Raw genomic sequence first — 24,753 nt, forward strand, 5'->3', positions numbered from 1 at the left:
TTATCTGTTTTGGTAGTCAGCTCCTTTGAGGCTACGGCTAACGGAAGCTCTCCAGGATTTGTGAGCATTGATCAGTTTTGCTTTTATGTTAGGATTCGCTTCACTCTGATCCTTCAGTTCCGCAGGATCTGTGGTTAAATCGTATAACTCGAATGGAGAATCTTTTCCACTTTTGTACAACTTGTACTGCCCATCGATGATGGCCATCTGCTCCTGATAGTCAAAAAACAGGGGCGGAGCGGGCTTATCGGTTCCTCCTTTCAGCCAGGGCAGCATACTTTTGCCATCCAGGGGGCGGTCATCCGGATAGGCAATCTCTGTAAGTTCCAAAATAGTGGGTAAGTAATCGCTGGTGGAAAAAGGCTTGTCAACCGTCTGCCCAGCGGGTAATATTCCAGGGAAACTGACCAGGCCAGGTACCCGTATGCCCCCTTCCTTCAGGCTACGCTTTCGTTCGCTTAATCCTTTGGTAATGCCAAGGCTCCGCGGTCGGCTTTTACGGTTCTCCGGACCATTATCGCTGGTAAAGAAAGTGAGTGTATTCTGGCGCAGACCGAGGTTTTTCAGTGTGGACCTCAGGCGCCCGATTTGTTCATCCATAGCCGATATGCACCCGTAATAATGTTGCTCATTTTCAGCATACGCTTCGTATTGAGCCAGATACTTCGGCCCGGCAACCATCGGCGTATGCGGCGCATGAAACCAAATAACGGCGAAGAAAGGCTCTTCCCGATCAGCCGCTTCTGTGATAAAATCAATAGTCCGGTCCATAATGACACGGCTGTCATCGCCTTTCAGGTTGTTCCCCACACGCTTGCCCAGTTCATTCCAGTAAAAGGTACCGAAATGATTTCCCAGCCCCTGACTCCCAACACCTCCGGCAGCCTTTTCCGGGGTGCGCATGGGGTCCCAGGTGGGTACCTTAGACTCCGTGGAGAAGCAGGTTTCAAATCCATGCAGCCAGGGTGGCGCATATTCGTCGGCAAACTGTGGTTTCCCACCACGGTTCGCGTCAAGCGTATCGCGGGTTAGGGTCCCTAAATGCCACTTCCCGAAATGGCCGGTTCGGTAACCCTGTGCTTTGAGCAGCTCTGCCAGCGTCAGCTCTTCTTTAGGCAGGTGGCCGACATTAGCGCTAAAAATGCTATAGCGATTGGGGTGACGCCCCGTTAGGCAACTGCCACGGGTAGGTGAGCAAACGGGAGCGGCGGCATAGAAGCGGGTGAGCGTCACACCTTCGACAGCCATACTATCCAGATTAGGCGTTTGCAAGACAGGATGCCCATTGTAACCCGTATCCCCCCACCCCAGGTCATCAGCCATAAGCAGGATGATATTTGGTGGTGCAGTGCTTTCTTTGCCTAGGTCCTTTGCCGGGCTGCAGCCCAGCAGCCCGGCAAGCAACGCCGGAAAAATCCACTTTCCAAAACCGTGTCCAATCATAAATGCAAGCTATTCTACCCAAAAGAGGCATATACTGGCGACCTGTAATGATTAGGCACCGCAGTTTGGTGAAGCCTGGTCATGTCTGACTTTTAGCCCCTGCACCATTAGGGCACAATAGATATGCTCAGGTTTTTTAAGAAAGATACAGCCAACCAGCCGCCCAACAAACCAATCACCGACCAGAGCATAATCAGGTAGTATTCCGGATTAAGGTCCTGCACATACATACTCAATCCCATCGCCATAAGGGCGAAGCCCAGGATAAGCGTTTTCATGGTTGCAAAGCATTAAAAACAAATGAGCCGTTATCGCTGAAAAAATAGGTGCATAAACCGAGGACTGCAATGATGAAAGTCGCCATATTCTATGCTCAGTTCAATTTTGGTTTCCCTTGACTACGACCTTCTTTGTACATTAGCTTTCCATATCAATATAAATTTTTCATGAAGTCTCTGCCCTTTACCCTAATGCTCCTACCGCTCTGCATGTTGGCACAGCAGCCCTCCCCAAAGCCTCCCGTTCGCGTAGGCGTTGCCGGCCTGGTCCACACCCATGTACACTGGATACTCGGGCGGGCAGAACGCGGGGATATTGAAATCGTTGGTATTGCCGAGCCCAACCGGGAGCTGGCGGAGCGCTATGCCAAACAGCATGGTTTTTCTATGGACCTGGTCTATCCGGACCTGGAAAGTATGCTGGAAGCAACAAAGCCTGAAGCCGTTACCGCTTTCAATACCATCTACGGGCATTTGGAGGCGGTGGAAGCCTGCGCGCCAAGAGGCATCCATGTTATGGTGGAAAAGCCGCTGGCCGTGAATCTGGAGCATGCGCGGAAGATGGAATCCCTGGCACAGGAACATAATATTTTACTGCTGACCAATTATGAAACCACCTGGTATGGCTCCAATCATAAAGTCAAGTCGCTCGCGGATGAAGGCGTTCTGGGCCCTATCCGTAAAATGGTGATCCACGACGGGCATGAAGGGCCGATTGAAATCGGCTGCAACCCGGAGTTCACCGACTGGCTCTGCGACCCGAAGTGGAACGGCGGGGGTGCCATTATAGACTTTGGCTGCTATGGCGCCAATTTATCAACCTGGCTGATGAAAGGAGAACGCCCAACGTCCATTTTTGCGGTCACCCAGCAAATCAAGCCCCACCTGTACCCCAAAGTGGACGACGAAGCGACCATTGTGCTCACCTACCCCGAAGCCCAGGCCATCATCCAAGCTTCCTGGAACTGGCCCTACAGCCGTAAAGACATGGAAGTCTACGGGAAATCCGGTGCCGCCTTTGCACTCGATGCCACCCGTTTGAAAGTCCGGCTACCGGAAAGCGCCACCTTTGAGCCCCAAACGGCAACAGCCCGGACGGCGCCCTACGATGACCCTTTTGCACTTTTAGCAGCCCTGGTCCGGAAAACCATACCTTATGACAAAATGAGCTTGTCTTCTCTGGAAAATAATATGATCGTCGTGGAAATTTTGCAGGCGGCTGTGCAATCTGCTGAAACGGGTAAAAGGGTGTACTTGCCGCTGGATTAAAAGACGCATCCTAAAAAAAATTGTATTATTTTAAATAAATTTAAAACTTTATATTTATTTTAGCGAGGCATTAATCTCTGTATCATGCCCCAGAACTATCAAATACATCAGCCAGACGACCGCTTTTTCAAGTCAGCTATGAGTGACCCGGAGGTTGCCCAAAGCTACCTGCAATATTTTTATCCAAAGATCGCAGCCATTGCGGACCTCAGCACGCTGCAACAGCAAAATGCACAGGCCCTGCGCCCTAACCTGAAGCTATTTAGCGCTGATGTTGTCTTCCGATGCCGACTGAAAGGTGAAAATGAGCAGCATTTTCATTTTTGCCTTCTTTTCGAGCACAAATCAGAGCCAGATGAGTATGTGGCAGTGCAAATCGGGCTTTATATTTTCCTGCTCCTGCGCGAGCAAGCGAAGGCTAAAAAGCAGCCATTGGAGCCTGTATTGCCCTTGTTGTTTTACAATGGGAAGGCGGCTTGGCAGCCAAAGACCGTGCATGAGCTCTTTAAAGCCCACCCCGCCTACGAAGTGCTACAGCCCTATATGCCTGATTTCCGTTTCCTAATCGAAGATGCGCACCGCCTGCCACCGGAGGAGCTGCTGAAGCTGAGGCTCAGCTACTTCCGCTCCACGATGCTATCGATGGCGCTGCGGCATAGGCAAGACTTGATCTTTGAACATATTGAGGTTATCTTTGAAGGAGCAAAAAACAGCGATCAGGTATTATCCGTTATTACATATATCCTAGGCGTGGCAGAGCGATCACCCAGACAATTTCTGAAGCAATTGGAAAATACCGAATTCAAGACAAAACCGAATGTGATGAGCACATTAGAACAATTACTGGAAATGGGCCGAAAAGAAGGCCTGGAGAAAGGCTTGGAGAAAGGCATTGACAAAGGCATATACAAAAATCGTATTTTCAACTTACTCAAGACTACCATCCGTTTTCCGAAACTGACCGGGGAGGAGCTATCCGATTTCACTGAGCTGGACCTGCCAGTCGTTACCACTTTCCTGTCTGTTAAAACGCAGAAAGATGCCACTGCCCTGAAAAAGCATATCCTGGAGGACTTACTCGCTGATATTCCTGTGAGCAATGCGGAAGAAGAAAAACTGACGAAGCTCATCGAACAACTGTTATGATTGGAGGCATATTGGTAAACACGACAGGCGTTTCAGAGAAGCGTTGGCGCAAGGCGGTAATCAGCTCCCGGATGTTACGGCGCCAGCGCCAGGGTGGATTGAGGCGAAAAGCATCATTGCCGCCCAGCCCGATGACGATGAGGTCAATATCAGTTTCTGCTATTTGCGGGACTGAAGCCTTCCGCATGGGTTTCCACTCCAATACCGGCGATGGTACTCTCGCCCAAAGCTATTACCCGTATTGGCAATCCGCTACCCTTCTCCACTCTACCCTCAGGGCCAGAGGCAGGAGGAAGTTTAGGAACCGATTCGCGGATACGCTTGCCTTGTGCAGCCATCGAAGGCAATAACGGAGCTACTCCCACTGCCCTGATGATATATTTCAAATCTTCCATTTTACCGGAAAATACAGCAAAAGGCTACTCCTTATGATAGACTGATACAAAAATCTCATACCCTAATAAATCCTGATTGCCGATGCGGTTATTGGGTTTCCATATCGGGCTCGGGAGAAAGCATGGAGTTGAGCCGCGGCAACTGCACGGAGGGTGGTGCTTTATAAAACTCTACCCTGGCAGCCCGTTGTGACCTGACCGAGTCACCTTCTTCCTGAATTTGGAAGTAAAGTTCAAGATTGTGCAATCCTTTTTCTAAATGGGTGATATCCAGATAGGTTTGCAACCCCACTTGATAGGGCTTTTGCTTTCGTGTAAACAGATACTCAGCTTCTACAGGCTCACCATCAAGCTGTAAGTTATAAAAGCGGGAGAGGCAATCCATCACAAGCGTATCATGTCCTATGGAATCCTGCCGGGAATCGTAACTGCATGAAGGTTTGATGTACCGGTCTTCGTAGGTCGACTTGTGGACCACGAACACGCTTAGGACATTGCTCTCGATCACATCAGAAGGAATCTGTATCAGACCTGAGGGCTTATCACCCGCCCAATTCGAGTAGTTACCGGGATACATCAGCTGCTCTGCCGAATCAGGAAGCCGCAATGTCAGTGCATCAGCCGGATTGGACTCTAGCCTGAACCCACTGTACAGTAATACCGTAACACTCATAAAAATCAGAATAGCCAGTACCGACTTCCATTTTGCGTGGTTACTGACAAGTCCGTAGTAGATTTTCCGGTACAAAGGAGAGAGTGTCAGCCAGCTCATGACCCGGTAGATGGGCATATAAAACTTTGAGAAATAAGGAATACGCTTTAACAGCCCCAGGGTTAAAAAATCAAGTACGTAAATCCCCCCAATGATGCCGAGTATAGGGTCTAGCGTAGTTAGCTGCTCTGCCCGATCCGGGAAAAAGTACAACCAGGCAGCGAGTAGAGCCACTACTACACCGAGAAAAAAACATCCTCCAAGGAGCAGCATAAACAACAAAAAGCTGACCGCAAAAGTGGTACTGCAAATCTCTTCCAGACGGACAATATTTCGGGTATACTGCGCATCTTTGAAAATCAAACGATTGTAAGATTCGCCCATTTTCAGTCTGGAAATATCCACGCCATTTTTGTACACATAGCTCAACCCCACCAGAGCCACCCAGATGCTGCGCAGTAGCAGGTGTACCATAAAACCTCCGATAAGCCACACGTTAGCGACCTTGAGCACGGCAACCATGCTCTCATCGGCCGTACCACTGGAAAAAACCTCAAAAGAGAAATGGCTAAGAAAGTGTTGCAGTTGCTCCAGCAATGCCGGCAACTGAAAAAGCCCATAGAGCACAATACCGGAAACCAGGATTTCCGGTTCCCAGCTTTGCTCCTGTACACGAATGAGCCAGGCAGGTGTTTCCTGTTCCGGACTTTTATTGGAAGGCTCGTTTTGATGCGCCAAAGGTTAAGCTTTTAGATTTAAAGCTTTAATTTTACGAAAAATCTATAACATGAAAACCCTAATGCTGATTGCGCTCACCTTGTCCCTAAATGTTATAGGTCATACCCAGCAGGAGTGCCTCATTAGCTACCTGCAAAAACTGCAAGAGCCTAAACACATTCCAGCAGGAGTGGATTCTATTTTGACCATCACTTATACCACCACCTCCACCTCCGGTCAATCCGCACCTGACACCACAATAGATTTCAATGGAGAATCTGTAGCGTTGTATCTGATGTCCCGAGGTGTCGAAGAGATTCGTAGTAATGATACCATCATCCGTACGATGTATAACACTAATGGTCAGCCATCTAGGTCTTTCACTTTGACATGCCGGGAGGACGGCAGAATAGAAACGGAGACCGTAAGACTTCTTGCAGATGGACAGCGTATCGTCACAGAGGTCACAAAAGTGTTCGATTTTGATTCAGAAAACCGACCTATCAAAGTGTTGGAGGATGATCAACTGGCACTTCAGATAAGTTATCGAACCAAATGGATTTTTGATACGCTCCGCACCAACAATGGGATGGCCATAGAGAAGTGGGTACCCAAGCAGCATGGCGATACTATTACATATAAGTCGGTCCCTGAAGCTACCGGAGAATTTATTGGTTTTGAAGAGGAATTGAAAGCAATGATGCCTCCCAAAACGATTATACTTATACAGGACAAAGCGTCTGGAAAAATTGATTACTATTCCTACGAAAATGCGATGGGCTCCGATGAAGAGCAGCTTATGGGTTATTATCAACTCAATACTGACTTTCAGCTACTTCAGCACAAAAGTATGGACAGAACCGGGTCTATTAGTTTGCATTACCAAGATAATTTGGATAACGAAGGAAATATTTTGTCTCGTAGAGACCTAGTTACTGACACCACTTACCCTTTCCGATATAATGCAAGTGGCCAGCTAACTGAGTCCTATTTCAATGGACGAAAATCTCTGACTACTTACCAGAAAGGACGAAAAACCAGTGAACTGTTTATTTACACAAATATAGGTGAGATTGAAGCGTTCACCATCTACGAATACAAATAGCATGCTTTTCTACTCTGCGAACTGTTTGCTCAACGCTAAAAATACTGCCCCAGCCCCAGCACAAATCCTCCCATCCCGGTGCCTCGCAGGGAGTGCCCGTAGTCTGCGGAAAAGACGGTGTTGTAAAACTGCTTTAGGATGAACCGCCCTCCTACCCCACCGTGCAGCCGTATGATTTCCGGGTCGGCAAAATCGCTAAAAGTGCCACCGGGCAGGCGCCAGCTTCCGGCATCCACAAAGCCCACTGCCTGCAAGCCGATTTGCCTGTTTTCCAGAAGGGTATACCGGTATTCCGTGTTAAGGGTCAGCATGCCGGTGCCCCGGTCGATGCGGTCGCCAACGCCGCGTATAGAGATGTGATTGTCCAGTGCGAAGGGCGCAAAGGGCGTATTGACATTAGTGCTCAGCCCCCAGGTGAAGCGCAGCGCCCAATTCCCACGCTCGCCGGTGCGTCGGTAGTACTTCCAGGCTTGCCGGATGATGTAGAACGGCTCGGAGCCCAGTTCATCAAGCACCACTTGCGAGTAGGTGTCCACCGACAGGCCCGACCAGTAGAAATAGTGGGGCACGGCTCCCCGGTAGAAGTGGTTGGCCCGGATACCGAGTTTTCCAATATCCAGTTCGCGCGGAAAGAGCGGGCGGTCTTCCTCCGCTACGGTACCCAACCGGTAGGCTTCCTGAAAAAGGCTCATGCCCACCTGATACTCCTGACGCCGGGTAGGCGTTAAAAACGCGGTGGCATTCAGGCTGGAGTTGGAATAGTCGTACCAGGCTGTAGCAGGACCTTTGTATAGGGGTTCATAGGAATTCCAAAGCGTGTAGGACACTTCCGCCCCAAACTTCCCCACCAAAAACGGGTGCCGGTAGAACAGCCCAAGGCTATGCCGCAGGTTGTACTGATAGTAAGCCCCCACACTAATGCCCCGCCCCAGGAAATTGAACTCAGAAAGCCCGCCAATGACCGTGGTGATATCATTGGAAGACCACAGCCCGGCGTAAGGCAGTACTGTTTTCGCTTCCTCCGTCTCCCAGCGCAGGTGGAGCCCGCTATCCGTGGTATCCAGGTGGTAGGCCACAGCGTTAAAAGCCGGTTGCAATACCAGCCATCGCCGCATTTCCTCCAGCGCTTCCCAGGTGACCGTATCTCCGGGCGCGGCCCCGGCAATGCCGTAAAAAAACCCGGGATGGGTACGCTTTAGCCCTTCTGTTTCCACGGATCGCAAAATCATGCCTTGTGCACGCAGGGCAGACAGGCTAAACAAGAGCAATAAAAGAGAAAAAATCAGCCGCATCATAAATTTACATAACGGAAGCCGATATTGTAGGTTGCACCCAGGCCCGAGCTATTGCCAAACAAAAACTGTGCATGCGAAATCTCCAGATTCAGGGCATCTGTGAGCTGATACTTCGCGCCCACCCCGGCCAGTGTAAAGTGCTGACTAAAGTTGTTGCCCAGGTCAATCCGCCGGGCATGCTGCGCATTGATATAAAAGGTAAGGTTAGAACTGGGGAAATAGCTCAAAAAAACAGACACAGGCATAAAGCCGCTGTCGTTGGCATAGCTCTCTTCATCCGGCCCAAACAGGTAATCAAAACTCAGCTCCGTAAACAACTGCCAGTCTCCATTCCCAAAGGAGTGGTCGTAGTAGACTTTGTTGGCCCAAATGGTACTGCGTTCTGCAAAAAACACTCCATTAACAGACTCCTCCTCAAACACAGGCAGCATTAGTGAGGACTGAAAGGACAAGCGCGGCAGGCTCCTAAAGGGCGTGAACCGCACAGAGGGGGCAACATAAGACACCCCACTTCTCGCAAATTCCTCATTGTTGGCGTACCGCAGGGCATCAAGGGCCGGGTGCTCCATTTCTGCGGAAGAGATCAGGGAGGACCGGAAATTGACAATCACACCGGCATTGACCCGCGCATTGGGCGACACCCCCACGAAGCCCTCCAGGATATTGGTCAGGAAGGTCGCACGGGGGCGGTCACTCACCTCCCCATTTTCGTTGGCCCCGCGGGTTTCCGTGTATAAATTATTGAAAAGCTTAACTTCCCAGCTCCCTTTCGGCAAAAGGCGGGAAGGGGTGTAGGTTTGTATAATGGACTGTCCCTGCTCAGGTTGGGCAAAGGCCACATGTATCACGAACAGCAGCAGTAGCGGGGTAAGGAAATACTTCATGGTTCTATCGTTTTGATCTGTGCCTTTAACGTCGAAGCCTCATTTTTAGCTTTCATAAAATGGGCCCGACGTCCGGGCTGCGACACCTGTAACGTGCTACACCGTAGCGGATGTCTCTGCATAAGCCTTGACCTTAGCCCAATCCTCCGCAAAAAAGTCGCGTACCTTTTCCAGTTCCTCCGGTGGGATGAGCGGGGCAGGGTCTACAAAACGCTCGGGCAAAAGCTTTGATGGGTAAAGCACTGCGTAGCTGGCCAGCATCTGCCCTCGCCGGCGCAGCCATCCTACCAGAGTGCGCCCCTTAGTGGTCGAACGCTCTTCTCCAAAGATGTATTTACCCATTTTCCGCATGACCTTCAGTTCCTTCTCCTTGTAGGAAGTATGCACCTTGGCGAGCGAAACCTCTTTTGGTTCGTAGGCAGCATCTGCGTAACCGGCAATTTTGTCAAAAAACGCCCAGGGGTCAGACCGCAGTTCCTCGTAAAACAAGACCAGCGGCTTATGGGTAAAGTGCTTTTCGAGCTGCTCAATGTGGTTGTAAAAAATGAAATCATTGACCTTCCACAAGCCAGTGTCCCCTTCCACATCCAGGAAACCGGTAAAGGGCAGGTGCCCGCCGTTCTTCACATAACGCCGGTACTGAGAAGCCGCCCAGCCATCGTGCCGCCGGAAAATAATAATAGGCTTTACCTCCGGATAGTAGGATGCAAACCAGCTGACCTCCCGCTCCAGTTGCTGATCAAACTCCCGGGAGACGAAGTACCGCCCGTACTTCCCCTTTTTGATGATGTCCGGCACCTGCCGGTAACGGTTAGTGGGGATATAGTGGATTTTTTGCAGCTTCGGGAAAAAGCGGTGCTGCAAATAAGTGGAAGCGACCTTGCCCAGGCCAACGTGGAAAACGATCTCAGGTACTGCCATAATACGGTTGAATATAGCGCAAAAGTACGGGAAAAATTGGCAACACCAGCAGATAGATCTTCGCAATCACATTTTCACCAACTGCACCGTTTTCGCCCCGCCCGCAGACTGGGCATGCAGGAAATACAACCCTTTCGGCAAATGGTCCGCGGGAATTTGTAAGGTCCCATGGCTCATCTGCTGCACCATGACTTTACGACCGGTCGCATCAAATAGCGTAATCTGGATATCAGGGTTACCTTTCTGCTCCGTACTCAGCTGAATGAAATCCTGAAACGGGTTTTGCAGGACCTCAATACTAAAGCCCCTGGCCTCCGGGTGAGAACTAGAGGATGGAAAGTCCGGGTACGCGCCAGCTATGCCCTCAATATCGGCATTGTACTTCATGATCAGGGCATATTTCCCCACGACAAACCCGGTCGAATCGTTTTGAAAATCAACATCGAACAAGGGAATACCCGGAGTAGGTAAGACCTCCCAGCTCACGCCCTGATCTGCAGTACTCAAAATAGTGCCTTCAGGCCCGGAGTCACCTGTAAATACCAGGTGCGCACAGGTTGAAAAAGCCCGGTCCGGGGAAATAAAATTCAAATCCGTAACGTCACCATAATTTCCGCCCTGCAGGTCCCAACTTATGCCCTGATCTGTAGTCTTGAACAACTGCCCATTGTCCAGATGGAGATATCCCGTTTGGGTGTCGGTAAAATCCAAGCCGGGTGCAAACAGAAAATCAGCCCCCAGGTCGGTACCTGCCACCCAGGATGTCCCCTGATCCGTAGTTCTCAAAATGAAGCGGTCCAAACCTCCGGGGATGTCCTCCGCATATCCATAACCTGCTGCCAGCCCCACCTGCTGATCCGCAAAGTGTAAACTGCTGATTTCTCCTGTTTCGTAGCCCGCCCCTTCCAAAGACCATGCCGTTTGCCAGGATTGCCCCTGATCTGTGGACTGGTAAATCCCGGCATAGCCCGCGACCAGAACTACGGCATCGCTAACAGCTGCTATGGCATGAAACGCTTCGGCTTCATCGGAGTACACCACAGACCACGACTGCCCAAGGTCTGTGGACCTTACCATCTGCTCCCTTCCTACAGCGAGGAGCACCGAGTCTCCAAGCCGCTCAATATCCAGGAAATCCATATCCAGGCCGGTGTCAAATCCCTCCCAGGACTCCCCGGCATCATAAGACCGGAAGCAAGCCGACGAGTCCCCCATAGCAAAGAGCGTGGAGTCATTGATGGCTTTAATGACGTGGAGGCTGCCCGGGAAGTCGGTATCCACGTATTTGACTTCCCATTGGCTGTGGGCGGGGGAGAAGAAGAGGGCAACGTACAGGATGGTTAGAAAAGCGCTTTTCATACTTTATGATTTGGGGCAATAAGTTTGCCTGGGGTGAAAGAGATATCAAAAGAGTAGTGTAATTTAACTCCTGTTCACCCAAAAATCCAGTTGTTTGGGATGAGTTGTCATCGGTATTACAATTATCGCAGTTGATCCGATTAAACCACTATCCTGGAATTCGGCAGGTTTTCCCTGAAAAGCTGGGGCAGAGCTCTTGGCATCGCCCTGGATTAAGCTCTACACCAGCAATACTTTGAAGAGCTCAGGCAGCGCAAGGGAGCGCCGTGCTTCACCGCACCACCACCCGCTCCCCAAATACCCCATCAACAGTCTCCACCTGCAGCCAGTACAAGCCGGCGGGCAGGCTGCCCACCTGTAGCTCCCCGGACCAGTATTCCCCTACCATCCATTGGCGGGCTTGCACGGGCTGCCCGTGTGGATTGAAGAGTGTCAGGGCTACCACACCGGCGGCTTGCTGCTTCCCCTGCACGGTGAGGCGGTCACGCGCCGGATTGGGGGCGACTGTCAGCCGATTCTCCTTTTCGCAGGCTGCAATTACCGGCTTTAGCAGGGTGCCATCAGAAAGATAGGCACGGTTGAAACCCGAATCGACCAGCTCAAGTGATTCCGGGGTGTTATTGATCTGCAAAATGGGCTGACCCTCGATTAAAGGGGTATCAGTAGTCCGATAGGCAAGCAGGCGCCAGATACCAGCTGCATATTGGGCTTCTAACTGAAAGCCCTGACTGGTTTCCCAAGCCAAGTGCTCCGGCCCGCGGAAGGACAGCTGGAAGCCGGAAGCTGACAGGCCTTCACGGGTCGGGGCCAGCGCAGCTCCGCCATTACTTACAGGCTTCCAAACCAAGGGCCAGTCTGCCGCTGAGCGCTCATCGGGCGACTGTTGGAAAGCGGTGGCATCTCCATTGACGTCTCCCATTTTTATACCAATACAATCATCAATAGATGCGATAGGAGGCCCTCCATATGGTATGGCATATACGTCTTCTAAACAACTCTTCCACAGACTACTATCAATCTGAATACCATACCAGGGGTTATCCGGAGCAGGGAAAACATAGGCTTCATTCCCAAAAACCCAAGCGGGAACACCGACCACGCCGTTGTCCTCCGGATCTAAAATAGCATTTCTTATGGCTATCAAATCCATGATGGTGATACTTTCGGACTGATTCACATCAGCAGCAATAAGTTGGTAAGGTGTAGAAAGCGGCCCTACTCCTGCAATATGTTTGGAAATCAGTACCATATCAAAAACCGTCACCCCGTTAGTCCAGGAACCGCCCTGAAAGGGCGAAACTTGATAGGGGATGCCTACTTCGACGAAATCAAAGCGCAACTGGTTGTCAAATGTAGTATCAACCTGAAGGGTATCGCCTTCCAGCAGCAATGCGCCGCCCAGCATCGTTAGCGGTTCATTATCTTCTGTATCTGCTCCCAGTACAATAAAACCAAAGTCCGGATCCAACAAGCCTGACATGACCGTCAGCAGAGCGGCATTCGTCGTATCCACTTGCCCATTGCCCCAATGCAGGGCCGCCTGCATGATCAATTGTTCCCCATCAGCATTGCCATGGCGCTGCCTCAGCTGAAAACTTAAATGCCCTTGCTCGCCGGCTACCAACAGCTCTTCCAACTCAAAACGCAGCTGCCCGTCCGGCGTAATCGAGCTACTGCAGGTATGGCTACTGGCACCGGTCTTGAAAGACCATGAATAAAACCCCTCAGGTATCGGAGCTGTAATGACCAAGCCCTGCGATAAACTGTCACTTTCATTCTGAAACCGAACCTCATAGACAATAGGCAGGCCAGGCAAGACCAGGTTCTGTTCCCCTTCTCCGTTTGGATAGGCAACAATACCGACATTAACAGTATCCTGGCTGGAGTCTTCCCTGCAATACTGAATAGTAAAAGGGGCACCATTATGATTGGGATAATCGACTACATAACCAGTACTACTCCCGTTTTGGGCATTCGTCCCACAGGATTCAATCGCCAGTCCCGGAGAGGGCTGACTATACCAACCGGGCGCTGGAGATATCTGCAGGCGCTGTGTCGTACCATTGGCTGCCCGGCTAAATTTATACGTTTCAAAGGCATCTAACTGAATGTTTTCCTGTAGCATGACCAGATCGTCCTCTATGACTACATAACTTCGGGGCTCCCCCATGCCCAATCCCGTGTTTTTAATCGTAAACTTCACGCTATCGCCATCGCAAATCGCATTCAATTCCAATATCGATCCATCCCAGCTGTAGTCTGTAGGATTACAAACCTCATCCGGTGTGAAACTTGCATTCAGGCAATAGGTACTGCCGGGTAAGACATTTGAAGCCATTTCGACCTCCACTGTAAAGCTTCCGGCCTCCATGACTGCTACATCCCCTAACGAAAACACATAGACATCATCTGAATTTTGTACGTAGGGTATGCTACTGCTTACGACCGTTTGTGCAGGGTCAAACTTAAGCTGTGCAGCGGCCGCATTAGCCAAAGCAGTCCCTTCGTTCCGGTAATAGACCGTATAGGTGGAAGTGGTTCCCGGTGCCAGGGATTCTGAAACGACCGAGGCAAATATATACGGGCAGGTTTCTGCTACCTGCAAACCCAGGTTGACCGAATCCTGGTCATTTCCTTCTTCCAGTTCCAAAACTGTGTTGGGGCAGGACTCCCACAGTAAGTTGGGGATCAAAGGTTGCACCTCGTAGGTTGCCGGAGGAAGTTCGACCGAATAGGCACCCTGCGCATCACTTGTGGAATAGAAATGCTGTTGCCCGTCCCAAAATTGAAGGTGGATACCGTTTAGGGTGGTCAGGGTGTCGGAGGGGAAACAAAGGGCTTCCTCATCCAGGTACACCTGCCCGGACAGCGCGACAACAGGCGGGCTGACAAAGGGTAATTCCGCACTGCAGTCCAGATCGCCCCGCTTCACCCCAATGAAATCAAGCCTTTCAATACCATCTGTACTATCAACATTGATAACCAGAGGCGGGCATACCGAATCGGGGTTAGAAGGGTCCTGAAGATCATAATCAGCAGGCAGTATGGACCAGTAAGGTTCCATAATGGCGTCCGGTATCCCCTCTAGCCCCCGAGTGATTCCAATTAAGTCGAACGTGGTCACGCTTCCTGAATTATTAACATCCCCTGCCAGCAACTGATAGGGCGTAAGTGAGAAGCTCCCGGTGGAATCGAACATCGAGTTGGCAATAATCTGCTGATCTTCAGCGTCTACTCCATTCATCATTTCATCGTCCAGGCTTGCATAAACCGTGTAATCCTGCCCGGTCTCCAATTCAATTTGGTAAAAACCTTCCTGGTCGGTGATGGCGGTCAGTTCGCTGCCAAAGTGAACGGTCACCCCGGGCATAGGGTCTCCGCAGTGCGTGGTGATCGTACCGGATACAGGTGCCGTGTTCGCTATTCCCGATATCGAAAACAGGGACAAAAGTGCCGAAAGGAGAAGGTGTCGCGTATTCATGAGCCTTGATTTTTCTTTACGCTACAAATATCAGGGCTTATTAGTAAGCGCACAATGACATTTTCGCCAATTTGTCTCTTTAAAAAATACTAATATCAAACTTAAATCACTACAATACTTAGTTTTTAAATCATAATTTGTCTCTGCAATTAATTTTTCAGCCCATGAAAAACAGTAAACTCTGGCAGGCACTCGAGACGCTTTCATCAGAGGAACGGCATCGGTTTGCCTTGTTTGTGCAGTCGCCCTACTTCAATTCACAGCCTATGGTCACGGCTTTTTTTGATGCCTTTGCTGAGCGTTGCTGGCAAAAGGGCTTGCCACCGGATAAGGCGGCTTTGCATCAGCAACTGTACCCTGCCCTGCCCTATGATGACCATCGGATAAGATTGCTAATGAGCAAGCTGTTTAAACTCCTCGAAGTCTTTTGGAAAGTGGAAAAGTCTGATACCGAAATGCCCTGGTCCGTGCCGCAGGCCTACCGGCAACGACAGCTGCCCAAGCACTTCGAACAAGCGCTCCGCCAGGCCCAACGGCAACTCAGCACCTCACCTGAACGCAGCAGCAGGTATTTCCTGGATCAGTACCTGCTTGCGGATGAGACCTACCGACAGCGGGCACAAGAAAAAAGGACCTCATCCCTTAATTTGCATGAAGCAGACCAATACCTCAATATATTCTACTGCATCGCTAAACTTAGGCAGGCCTGTCTGGCCAAAAGCCATCAGTTCGTCTTCCCGACTGATTATGAAATTGCACTTCTGGAGGAGTTACTACAGCACCTGCGCGGTAATCCTCTGCTGCAAGAACCAGCGGTCGCAGCCTATTACCACAGCTACCACTACCTGCATGAATCTTCTGATGCTGCCCGGCATTTTGATGCTTTTCTTGACCTTATTTCCGGTCCAAAGTTAGCGGTTTTCCCGGCAGAGGAACTACAGGATATGTTCCTGTTGGCCCTCAATTTCTGTACCCGGCAGTATAATCTCGGCAGCAGTGCCTACCTACAGGCCCAACTACAGCTTTACAAACTGGGGCTGGAAAAAGGGTTGCTGCTGCAGCAGGGGCAGCTCTCGCCATTTACCTACCGGAACATCACTACCCTTGGGCTCATATTGGAGGACTACGAATGGGTGGATAACTTTCTGGAGCACTACCGGGCTGCCATGCCCGTAAACAGGGCGGATCAGATGTACCATTTTTGCAAAGCCAGGCTAGAATATGCAAAAGGCAAGTATGGCGCCGCACTTCAACGCCTGAACGAGGTACACTTTGGGGAACCCCTGCTACAGCTCTCTGTTCGTACGGTCAGGCTGAAGCTTTTCTACGAAACCAGCGCCTTTGATGTCCTGGAAGCCCGAATGCACGCCCTCGAAAAATTCATCCGCCGTAAGAAAGCCCTTAGCTATCACCGGGAAAACTACCTGAACCTGCTGCATTTTCTAAGGCAGCTTCAGGAACTACCACCGGGTGAAAAAAATGCGCGGGAGGCGCTTGCCGATGAAATAAAAGCCTGCCCCAACGTTGCAGAAAGGACTTGGCTGCTCAGGCAACTTTCTACCTGAAATCGGGTAGAAATACAGCCTTCCATCCCTCCGCGCTCAAAAAAATTGCCGCCACAGGCAATATTTTTTCAAACGGCCTAATCGGGGCAAAACCAGCTAAAGGTCAACAATTTATAATTAAAAAAATACAAACATAAAGGGAAGAAGCGGAGCCAAAGCAGCGGGCAGGCCAGCAGAAATGCTTGGTCAGATATATTTTTTTTATAACTTTGAGATAGTTATTATTTACATGAGATAGTAAGACGACCTTTTACGACCTACTTTTTTACGACGACCTACAACAAAAAAAAGCTCCGTCTGCGACGGAGCCTCTTGCTAATAACAAATCATAATCTCATGAAATAATAAGACGACCTAATTCTTACAAACAAATCTATATTTTGATGTTGTTCTAGTTGTTTTGGAGCTCCTTGCCAGTTGTTATTCGATCCGGCAAGGAACCCACGGCATTTGGGATTATGATAGCGTACGCTCGTTAGTTGTTCATCCCCTTCTGAGCAGTACATCCGGCTGTTTATCCCGAGCTTTGAGGCTAGAGATGGTACCTTGTATCATAAAACGGTTTTGTTGCTGCCGCAAGCAAATAAACCGTAATAATGTCAAAGAAAGAATGGGCAGCAGTATCAGAAAATTATCCCCACAGTAAAAGTTTTTGGGATATGAATCGGTCTCTGGGAACTGTAGGTAATCTCCCCTACACTGCCGCCCGCTGGTAAAGTATCATTGAAGTTGGTTTTAACAAAAAAACTGGCTTAAATAGTTGTTCGTAGCCTTTGGGATAGCCTCTCAGTTTGATGTTAGTCACTTTACCATTGATCTGTTCTTTCAATTTTCAACACCAATCGTTTTCGGTGCTTTTCTTTTTGAGGCTTTGTCGTTAGCCCCTTTCCTTTTGATTACATTACAAATATGCAGGCTTTCTTCACCTAAGACAAAGACAAAAAAGAGGTTTTGTTGAAAAATAAACAGCAAAAAAAACTCACTTTATCAAAAAAAATACCCGTAAATAATTCATAGACAATATATTAACTAGTAAAAACCCCAATAATACTTGTTGAGATTTAGATCAAAAACAAGCTCCATTTTTCCCTAATTTTTTTTAAAAAAGCTTGCCTCAAGTCTTTTGGAGTGCTTTCTGCCGGAAATAAAGACGATTTCCAATCTTCTGTATTCCAGGTTTTCCTTTTATTTTGAGCACTGAATCCTAAGCCTTACCGAACCTATGAGCCTAAAAAAGACTTACTCCGCTTCCGGAAAAGCAGCACGCCCGCCAATGCTTCCTCAGGGTGCCGAAAAGAAAAAGCGGTTTTGGAGCACAGAGAAAATCATGAGCACCAGCGCAATTATGATCAGCCTCATGTCTTTAATCGCCCTCTTCTACCAAACCAACCTTATGAGAGAGGAGCAAGAGCTGCAGCGCAATGCTCAGCTCAAGTCTACCATGCCTTACCTCATGATCGCTAATGCCAACTACGGAGGACCCAACTTCTCCATCGTACTCAGCAATAAAGGGATAGGTCCGGCAATTGTCGACTCCACGATAGTTATTTATAACGATTCAGCTTATCAAATGGATCTGCCAACATTCTTTTATCAGGAGGTTCCTGAACTCAGCGAAGTCAGCAATATCTACCATTCCAATATCGTACCCGGGCAGCTCATCTCTCCCAATGAAAGAATCGAAATATTCAAGGTGGATAATTCCCAGGAAAGCACAGATCGATTTTTACAGCTCTTAGACGAAGTGGATATAGACTACCGGCTCGTCTACCGAAGTGTCTATGATGAGCGCTGGGCATTGACAGGAGAAAGCTACTTTCCGGTAAAGCTGGAGGAGGAATAAAAAGAAAGCTCTGCCGTAATGGCAGAGCCTCTCACTAATAACAAATCATAATCTCATGAAATAAAAATAAGACGACCTAAGTCTTACATCTTTATAAACGCGCTGATAAATAACAAAGTATCAGCGGTAATCTCTTTTTAACCGTTTGTTAACGAATAATCAACGTTCCGGCAGCGATTTTCTGCCCATCTGCACGGACCAGATAAATATAACTGCCCGCTGGCAGGTCTTTCCGGTCGAAAGTACATTGGTTACCACTGTTTTCTACAGAACGTAATGGCTGCCCGTTTAGGTTCAATAAAGTGAAGGATAACTCATGCTGCCCTTCCAGCCCACGGACCTGCAGGGTCACGTAATCTGTTGCAGGGTTAGGGAACGCAACCACCTCTACATTAGGTGCCCACTCCGGCTCCTCTATGTCTACCGGAATGACCTCTAGCAAATCCCCATACGTCGGTGCATCGATCACATGCCGGGTATGGCCTGTGTATACCGGCGTGTTGTAGTCATAAATGACCAAAGCGCTGTTTTCTACCACCGTCCCCTGAGGGTTGCCGGGCTTTTGCGCCACCCGGTACTCAAAGAAGGCATAATCCGACGGGTTGCTTCCACCTACCGGCAGCTCAAGGTCTTCAAACGTTACTTTGATCACTCCATTATCATAAACATCGTAAGTGGCCGGATGACTGCTTGCACCAAAGCGCACACTAGCCATATTCAATGCTTCCGGAAGGGTATCGCGCACCACCACTCTTATCACGCTATCCTGTGTGATGTTGCGGAAGAAAACCCGGTAAGTCAGCTCCGTCTCCGCTGTAATAAGGGAGTCCTGCCAACCTTTCGGATGAGCGATCATAGCCGCATCAGGCGCGATGCCCAGCACTTCATCCACATGAATGGAAGCCGCCCGGTCCGCATCATTCTCAGACCACTGCGTCACGTACCCTACGCTGTAGCCGCCATCCTCGTCCGTACCGCAGCCTTCTACCGCACGGGTTGGGAAATTGCTGCCCGGGTGACCGTCGACCTGCTCGGCAATGATCCGGTAGGTCGCGCCATTGGCAGGCACTAAAATGGTCGTATCCTGCTCCTCGTCAAGGTCAAAACCATTAGTAAGCAGCATTAAATCATCTTCGACGATGAAGAAACTCTTGGTCGTCAGCATCGCGGCGTTGCCGGTATTAGCCAGCCGGAAGGATACCGTCTCCTCGCCTTCACACAAGCCATCAACAGAAACGCTCGCTCCGTTCCAGCCCGGATCAGCTGGCGTGCAAAGGGTATCTGGAAAAATGCGTGCTGCAACTAAAGCCGATTGATCAACTACAATAGAGTCGCAATCCAAGGCTGTATTAATGGTAAAACTCCCCCCGGTATTATAAGGTATGTCTCCAAGCTCGAACGTGTAGGTATTGTCCTCAAAGGTAAATGGCAGCGAGGCAAATTGAAAGGCCAGCGCTGCATCCAACTGTATTTCTACCCTTGCTTCACCATCGGTGCCTCCGGTGCCTTCATTAGAATAGCTAACCGTGTATTCAATATCGCTACAGTTGGAAAGATAGGGCGTAGAAACATCCACCTCCATCAGGGGGCAGTCAATGTATTTTGCCTTGAGCGGAAAATTCACGCTAACGGTATCGTAAATCTGGTTGAACCCAACATTTACACCACCTGGGAAACAGCTCTCCCAGTAGTCGTTGCGGATGAGGGTTTCTACAAGATAAGAACCGGAATCTACACGGATTTGATACCGGCCCTGCGCATTAGTTGTACCGAAGTACGTCCCCTGAGCACCGGAAGCACGGACAATCCAGCCTTCCAGCCTTGGCTCGCCCGGGTCTAAGTCGCAAGCCACATCAATATCATGGAAAACCTGGCCCCGGATGAAGTTGGAAGTGATCTGCCCTTGCCCGTCCGTTTTGATCAGGGTCATGTAGGTCACAAACAAACCAGACTGCCCACTCCAGCCTGCCATCGCATACCCACCGGATTTGGCAGGAGCGACATCAAGGGCAATATCCGTGGTCTCTAAATCACCATTATCATTGCTCCACAGGAGGTTAAGTTCTTTGTCTACACCCAGAATCAACTGATTGACATTAGAATCATTCAGTTCCGTGTACCCGGCAATCACGTACCCGCCTTCCGGGCTTTCAATGATGCTTTCACCGACGTTACCTTTCCCGAAAAAGTTGAACAGCTGTGTGTTCAGCATTTCGCCACCACTATCGTACTTCCAGACCCCCAGATCCGGGCCCTGTTCTGTAAATCCAGCAATGACAATATTCTCTTCATCATCCACCAAAACATCGTTGCCGGCCTCATCGTGTTCCGTAATCACTTTTCTCTCCCACAAAATTTCACCGGCGCTATCAATCCGGTACGTGACTACATCACTACCGAAGCCCGCCGGCGGAGGGATGGCACCTTCAACCCGGCCTGTGAGCACATAACCATCACCAGCCTGCGCTACCGCATTAGCGCGTTCATTCACCCCGGAGTCAATGGTTTTGTACCACTCCAACTCCTTGGAAGCGTTAATTTTCAGGATGAGAATATCATCGTCTTTTTCCGCCAGGTAGTCGGCAGCACCAACCACCAGGTAGCCTCCATCAGCTGTTGCGATTATATCATTTGTCCGCAGACTGGGAATACCCTCTATGTTAAAAGAGACAGAATCCTGCATCTTGCCGTAGGCATCCACCTCGAGGAGCATCAGGTCAAATGGCCCGCTGGTGGATTGGGCGGAAACATCGGCAGCGATAAGGAAGTGCCCGTTATCCAGCTCTAAGGCAGCCTTGCCGATTTCGTGGAAAGCAGGGTCGTAAGTTTGCTGCCAGATCAAATCGCCATCTACATCCACCTTGACCACAAAAATATCAAAGTCCTGGTCAAAACCATTGGCAAACGACTCACTGTACCCGATTACTAAAAAGCCCCAGTCTGAAGTAGGGATGATGACCTGCCCGTAATCTTCCGAGGCGCCACCATAAACCTTTTCCCAGCCTTGTGCAAATGAGGGGGCAAGCGGAGCACAAAACAGGACCGCCACGAGTAGCATGTAGGCTATCCGTAATCGATTAGATGGAGCAAAAAAGTTTGAAGTCGTCATTAATGAAATTTTTAGGCCGTATGGTGAAAACAAAGCGATTGTACCTCTAATTTTGTCGTAGCGCAACGCTTACTAAGCTAGCATAGCCAACGCCTACTGCTCTGATTTTCAACCGGGTGCACCCTTTGTGTCTATTCAAAGCTACCATTTGAAGCGCGGCTTATCTTTTTCATCCAATACAAAAGTGCTTACAATTCATCAGGGAATCAAAGACAAAAAAGCGAATTTGTTGAAAAAAAAGTGTAATTTTATTACGGTAAATTCTTACAAAAAAGACTTTAAAATCTGTTAATCAACAAAATATACATAAAAAACAAACTCCTGTTTGTTGATCATTTAAATTTAGCCTATTCCATGACAAATAGCCACTTAGTCCTCATATTTCGCACCCTGTCCAAAAAAGAGGAACGAGAACTGCGCAAATGGCTAAATTCTCCGGCACATAATCACCGGGAGGATGTGGTCGAACTCTTTGAGTACCTGATGGCAGGGCAACACCTTTATGAGGAGAAGTTTCTGGAGAAAGAAAGGGTGTTTTCACGTATCTTCCCGGAAGAAGCCTATGAAGATGCTAAACTACGTCAAACCATGCACTTTTTGCTGAAATCTGTAGAGGAATTTCTGATCTATCAGGAACAGCAAAGTGACGAAGTGCGGGCCCGCATGGCCCTGTCGAGTGTTTTCAGAAAGCGAAGGCTGGACCGGGCTTTCCAAAAAGCCATCAACAGCGTAAAGCGCCAGCAGGATAAGTCACTCCTGCGCAACGAAAAATTCCTGCGCAATGAGTATTTGCTCCAACTCGAAAAGTACTCCTTTTATGAGGGCAAAAAGCGGACTGCCGAGATGAATCTTCAGGATGTTTCTGATGCGCTCGACCTGACTTTCATAGCAGACAAACTGCGCCAGGCCTGCCTGATGACCGCTCACCAAACGGTATATAAAACCAAATACCGCATTGGCCTCCTCGATGAAATCCTCGCTTACGTGGAAAAAGAAAACCTGCTCCACCTGCCGGCTATCGCCATCTACTTCTACGGCTACAAAGCGATCACAAGCCCTATCGGTACCGGGGAGCAATATTTCGTCAAGCTCAGGGACGCCATCTGGGAGCACATGCACCTCTTCCCGCAGTACGAGCTCAGAGACATCTACCTTATGTCGATCAACTACTGTGTGGCACAAATTAATGCCGGCCGGGACAATATGCGGGCCGAACTCTTCGACCTTTACAAAAACGGGATTGACAATCAGATCCTGATCGAATACGATACCCTTTCCCATTTCACCTTCCGCAATATTGTCAACCTTGGCACCTCGCTCAAGCAGTTTGGCTGGATCCAAAGCTTCATCGATCAGTATCAGCAGTTCCTGTCGCCAAAGTACAGGAATACCTTTGTGCAGTTTTCCATGGCCAAACTGCACTTTACCAAACGCGAATACAGCCCGGCGCTGGAACTGCTGGCCCAATCCGATTTTGATGACATCCTCATCAACCTGAGTGCCAAAACCATGCTCCTCCAAATTTACTATGAGCTGGATGAATATGATGCGCTCGAATCGTTGCTGGAAAGCCTGCAGATCTACCTGCGGCGCAAAGAGGTCATCGGTTACCATAAGGCCAATTACCAAAACATCGTCCGCCTGGCCAGACGGCTCGTAAGGATTAGCCCCTACGATAAGCAGCAGGTCACTAAACTCAAAACGGACATTGAGCAAATGAAGCCTTTGACAGAAAAAGATTGGTTCCTGCAGCAAATCGACCGGCTTTAGGCCCGCCCGCCGACAGGTCGCCTCCCGATCACACCATTGCTGAAGCCCAATTAATGGAAAGGAAACCTTAGCTTTGCCCTCCAAACTTCGCCATCATTATGCAGACACTTGCCCTTGACACCTACCCTATCCACATAGGCCCGGTTGCCGAATCACTTTCCCGGACGCTGCAACAACAAGCGTTTAGCCAGCTGTTTGTGCTGGCCGACGAAAACACGAAGGCGCACTGCTGGCCCCTCATCGCACCAGTCGTACAGCCCTATAACCCGGTCGTCATTGAAATCAACAGCGGGGAGGCACACAAAAACCTGCGTACCTGTGAATACATCTGGCAGCAACTCATGGAGCACCGTGCCGGGCGCGATGCATTGCTGCTCAACCTTGGTGGCGGCGTGATTGGTGATATGGGTGGCTTTGCCGCCAGCACTTTTAAGCGCGGCATCCCTTTTGTACAAATTCCCACTACCCTGCTGGCTCAGGTCGATGCTTCTATCGGCGGCAAACTAGGCGTGGACTTTATGCAAGTCAAAAACAGCATCGGGCTGTTCTGCAACCCACAGGCCGTACTTGCAGACCCTGCTTTTCTGAGCACCCTCTCCGACCGGGAGCTCCGCAGTGGTTATGCGGAAGTCATCAAACACAGCCTTATTGCCGATGCCGCGCAGTGGGGCCAACTACAAAGCCTCACCAACCTCCGGCAGGCAGACTGGGCACAGATCATCCCCGCCTCCCTCAATATCAAAAAACAGATAGTAGAAACGGACCCCTTCGAAAAAGGCCTGCGCAAGGCACTCAACTTCGGGCATACCATCGGGCACGCCATTGAAGGGCATGCTTTGGAAACGGATGCCCCCCTGCTCCACGGTGAAGCCATCGCTATCGGGATGGTATGCGAGGCCTTTCTGAGTTGCCGCCAGCAAAACCTGCCAAAAGCACAGCTCGAACAGATAGCGGATTACCTGACCCAAGTGTATAGCAAGGTGGCCCTTGACCCCGCCCATTACCCGGTCTACCTGCGCCTAATGGGCAACGACAAAAAGAATGAAGGGCAGGCGATCAACTTTAGCCTGCTGCCTGAAGCCGGCACAGTGGCCGTCAACCAAACCGCTGATGCAGGCCCAATTACCGAAGCGCTGGATTTTTACAACCGCCTTTAGAGCGTGTTGGGACTTTTGTCTTTTAATCGAAAACTAGTGGTTAGACGAGACACGAAAACCGGAGTTTAGCCTTAGCTAAATAGCCTGTCCCGCAGTTTGCGGGAAGGATTTTCGGGACGAAGTATAAGCAAACCTGCCTGCGTGTCGAACACTTCGGTCTCCGGTGGCCAAAGCCCACAGGCGACGAGACACAGGCGGGAAAGTGTCCCGTTTCAGGAAGCGGGACAAACTGATTATTAAAGTCCCAACACGCTCATAAAGCTATTCTCCTGCCAGGCGGTATACGGGGTCTTCAATTAAATTC

17 protein-coding genes are annotated in these 24,753 nt (G+C 49.7%); 7 read left to right on the top strand and 10 right to left on the bottom strand.

The genetic code is table 11. From position 1 onward, the window contains the following. Both RIC19_RS05785 and RIC19_RS05790 read right to left on the bottom strand, forming a co-directional pair. A complete protein-coding gene (locus tag RIC19_RS05785) occupies positions 1–1,443 on the bottom strand; it encodes a sulfatase family protein (RefSeq protein WP_350177346.1) in 1,443 nt (480 codons plus the stop codon). 107 nt (positions 1,444–1,550) lie between these two features. Further along, a complete protein-coding gene (locus tag RIC19_RS05790; RefSeq protein ID WP_350177347.1) occupies positions 1,551–1,721 on the bottom strand; it encodes a hypothetical protein in 171 nt (56 codons plus the stop codon). 168 nt (positions 1,722–1,889) lie between these two features. Between RIC19_RS05790 and RIC19_RS05795 the strand changes: the two genes are divergently transcribed. After that, a complete protein-coding gene (locus RIC19_RS05795; RefSeq protein ID WP_350177348.1) occupies positions 1,890–2,990 on the top strand; it encodes a Gfo/Idh/MocA family protein in 1,101 nt (366 codons plus the stop codon). Positions 2,991–3,074: 84 nt separating this feature from the next. Next, complete coding sequence (locus RIC19_RS05800; protein WP_350177349.1) at positions 3,075–4,136, top strand: Rpn family recombination-promoting nuclease/putative transposase; 1,062 nt, start codon at positions 3,075–3,077, stop codon at positions 4,134–4,136. Here the strand turns inward: RIC19_RS05800 and RIC19_RS05805 are convergent. Both RIC19_RS05805 and RIC19_RS05810 read right to left on the bottom strand, forming a co-directional pair. Further along, positions 4,117–4,323, bottom strand: coding sequence for a GDSL-type esterase/lipase family protein (locus RIC19_RS05805; RefSeq protein ID WP_350177350.1), 207 nt, complete (start codon positions 4,321–4,323; stop codon positions 4,117–4,119). The two genes, RIC19_RS05800 and RIC19_RS05805, sit on opposite strands and share 20 nt — an antisense overlap. A 296-nt stretch (positions 4,324–4,619) precedes the next feature. Beyond that, positions 4,620–5,981, bottom strand: a complete 1,362-nt coding sequence (locus RIC19_RS05810; protein ID WP_350177351.1) for a hypothetical protein — start codon at positions 5,979–5,981, stop codon at positions 4,620–4,622. 49 nt (positions 5,982–6,030) lie between these two features. Between RIC19_RS05810 and RIC19_RS05815 the strand changes: the two genes are divergently transcribed. Next, a complete protein-coding gene (locus RIC19_RS05815) occupies positions 6,031–7,065 on the top strand; it encodes a hypothetical protein (protein ID WP_350177352.1) in 1,035 nt (344 codons plus the stop codon). A gap of 35 nt (positions 7,066–7,100) precedes the next feature. Here RIC19_RS05815 and RIC19_RS05820 read toward each other — a convergent pair whose 3' ends face one another. The 5 genes from RIC19_RS05820 to RIC19_RS05840 all read right to left on the bottom strand — a co-directional run bounded on the left by RIC19_RS05820 (position 7,101) and on the right by RIC19_RS05840 (position 15,005). After that, the gene (locus RIC19_RS05820; protein WP_350177353.1) at positions 7,101–8,360 is read right to left on the bottom strand and encodes a BamA/TamA family outer membrane protein; all 1,260 of its coding nucleotides are present in this window, start codon (positions 8,358–8,360) and stop codon (positions 7,101–7,103) included. Next, positions 8,357–9,244: a hypothetical protein gene (locus tag RIC19_RS05825; RefSeq protein WP_350177354.1), complete on the bottom strand. Its 888-nt coding sequence runs from the start codon at positions 9,242–9,244 to the stop codon at positions 8,357–8,359. Before RIC19_RS05825 ends, RIC19_RS05820 begins: the two co-directional genes overlap by 4 nt. Positions 9,245–9,340: 96 nt before the next feature. Beyond that, positions 9,341–10,165, bottom strand: a complete 825-nt coding sequence (locus tag RIC19_RS05830; protein ID WP_350177355.1) for a hypothetical protein — start codon at positions 10,163–10,165, stop codon at positions 9,341–9,343. 66 nt (positions 10,166–10,231) lie between these two features. After that, the gene (locus RIC19_RS05835; RefSeq protein ID WP_350177356.1) at positions 10,232–11,524 is read right to left on the bottom strand and encodes a T9SS type A sorting domain-containing protein; all 1,293 of its coding nucleotides are present in this window, start codon (positions 11,522–11,524) and stop codon (positions 10,232–10,234) included. Positions 11,525–11,795: 271 nt separating this feature from the next. After that, positions 11,796–15,005, bottom strand: a complete 3,210-nt coding sequence (locus RIC19_RS05840) for a T9SS type A sorting domain-containing protein (protein WP_350177357.1) — start codon at positions 15,003–15,005, stop codon at positions 11,796–11,798. Positions 15,006–15,169: 164 nt separating this feature from the next. Here RIC19_RS05840 and RIC19_RS05845 point away from each other — a divergent pair, with 164 nt between their 5' ends. After that, positions 15,170–16,570: a hypothetical protein gene (locus RIC19_RS05845; protein ID WP_350177358.1), complete on the top strand. Its 1,401-nt coding sequence runs from the start codon at positions 15,170–15,172 to the stop codon at positions 16,568–16,570. Between the two features lie 1,222 nt (positions 16,571–17,792). Then, positions 17,793–18,413, top strand: coding sequence for a hypothetical protein (locus RIC19_RS05850; protein WP_350177359.1), 621 nt, complete (start codon positions 17,793–17,795; stop codon positions 18,411–18,413). A gap of 148 nt (positions 18,414–18,561) precedes the next feature. Here the strand turns inward: RIC19_RS05850 and RIC19_RS05855 are convergent, their stop codons facing one another. Continuing rightward, positions 18,562–21,522 (bottom strand): DUF7619 domain-containing protein, encoded by a 2,961-nt coding sequence (locus tag RIC19_RS05855; protein ID WP_350177360.1) that lies wholly within the window; start codon positions 21,520–21,522, stop codon positions 18,562–18,564. 354 nt (positions 21,523–21,876) lie between these two features. On the opposite strand from RIC19_RS05855, the gene RIC19_RS05860 reads away from it, so the two are divergent. Further along, positions 21,877–23,292, top strand: a complete 1,416-nt coding sequence (locus tag RIC19_RS05860) for a hypothetical protein (RefSeq protein WP_350177361.1) — start codon at positions 21,877–21,879, stop codon at positions 23,290–23,292. A gap of 98 nt (positions 23,293–23,390) precedes the next feature. Next, positions 23,391–24,449 carry a 3-dehydroquinate synthase gene (gene aroB / locus RIC19_RS05865; protein ID WP_350177362.1) on the top strand — a complete coding sequence of 353 codons (1,059 nt, stop codon included), beginning with the start codon at positions 23,391–23,393 and terminating at the stop codon, positions 24,447–24,449. Positions 24,450–24,753 lie beyond the last annotated feature (304 nt).

Source organism: Phaeodactylibacter sp., from assembly GCF_040219495.1.
Taxonomy (GTDB): domain Bacteria; phylum Bacteroidota; class Bacteroidia; order Chitinophagales; family Saprospiraceae; genus Phaeodactylibacter.

Bases quoted from the DNA above. Each gene is read 5' to 3' on its own strand.
- RIC19_RS05785 (WP_350177346.1), bottom strand. From the start codon at position 1,443: ATGATTGGACACGGTTTTGGAAAGTGGATTTTTCCGGCGTTGCTTGCC.
- RIC19_RS05790 (WP_350177347.1), bottom strand. From the start codon at position 1,721: ATGAAAACGCTTATCCTGGGCTTCGCCCTTATGGCGATGGGATTGAGT.
- RIC19_RS05795 (WP_350177348.1), top strand. From the start codon at position 1,890: ATGAAGTCTCTGCCCTTTACCCTAATGCTCCTACCGCTCTGCATGTTG.
- RIC19_RS05800 (WP_350177349.1), top strand. From the start codon at position 3,075: ATGCCCCAGAACTATCAAATACATCAGCCAGACGACCGCTTTTTCAAG.
- RIC19_RS05805 (WP_350177350.1), bottom strand. From the start codon at position 4,323: ATGCGGAAGGCTTCAGTCCCGCAAATAGCAGAAACTGATATTGACCTC.
- RIC19_RS05815 (WP_350177352.1), top strand. From the start codon at position 6,031: ATGAAAACCCTAATGCTGATTGCGCTCACCTTGTCCCTAAATGTTATA.
- RIC19_RS05820 (WP_350177353.1), bottom strand. From the start codon at position 8,360: ATGATGCGGCTGATTTTTTCTCTTTTATTGCTCTTGTTTAGCCTGTCT.
- RIC19_RS05825 (WP_350177354.1), bottom strand. From the start codon at position 9,244: ATGAAGTATTTCCTTACCCCGCTACTGCTGCTGTTCGTGATACATGTG.
- RIC19_RS05830 (WP_350177355.1), bottom strand. From the start codon at position 10,165: ATGGCAGTACCTGAGATCGTTTTCCACGTTGGCCTGGGCAAGGTCGCT.
- RIC19_RS05835 (WP_350177356.1), bottom strand. From the start codon at position 11,524: ATGAAAAGCGCTTTTCTAACCATCCTGTACGTTGCCCTCTTCTTCTCC.
- RIC19_RS05840 (WP_350177357.1), bottom strand. From the start codon at position 15,005: ATGAATACGCGACACCTTCTCCTTTCGGCACTTTTGTCCCTGTTTTCG.
- RIC19_RS05845 (WP_350177358.1), top strand. From the start codon at position 15,170: ATGAAAAACAGTAAACTCTGGCAGGCACTCGAGACGCTTTCATCAGAG.
- RIC19_RS05850 (WP_350177359.1), top strand. From the start codon at position 17,793: ATGAGCCTAAAAAAGACTTACTCCGCTTCCGGAAAAGCAGCACGCCCG.
- RIC19_RS05855 (WP_350177360.1), bottom strand. From the start codon at position 21,522: ATGACGACTTCAAACTTTTTTGCTCCATCTAATCGATTACGGATAGCC.
- RIC19_RS05860 (WP_350177361.1), top strand. From the start codon at position 21,877: ATGACAAATAGCCACTTAGTCCTCATATTTCGCACCCTGTCCAAAAAA.
- aroB (WP_350177362.1), top strand. From the start codon at position 23,391: ATGCAGACACTTGCCCTTGACACCTACCCTATCCACATAGGCCCGGTT.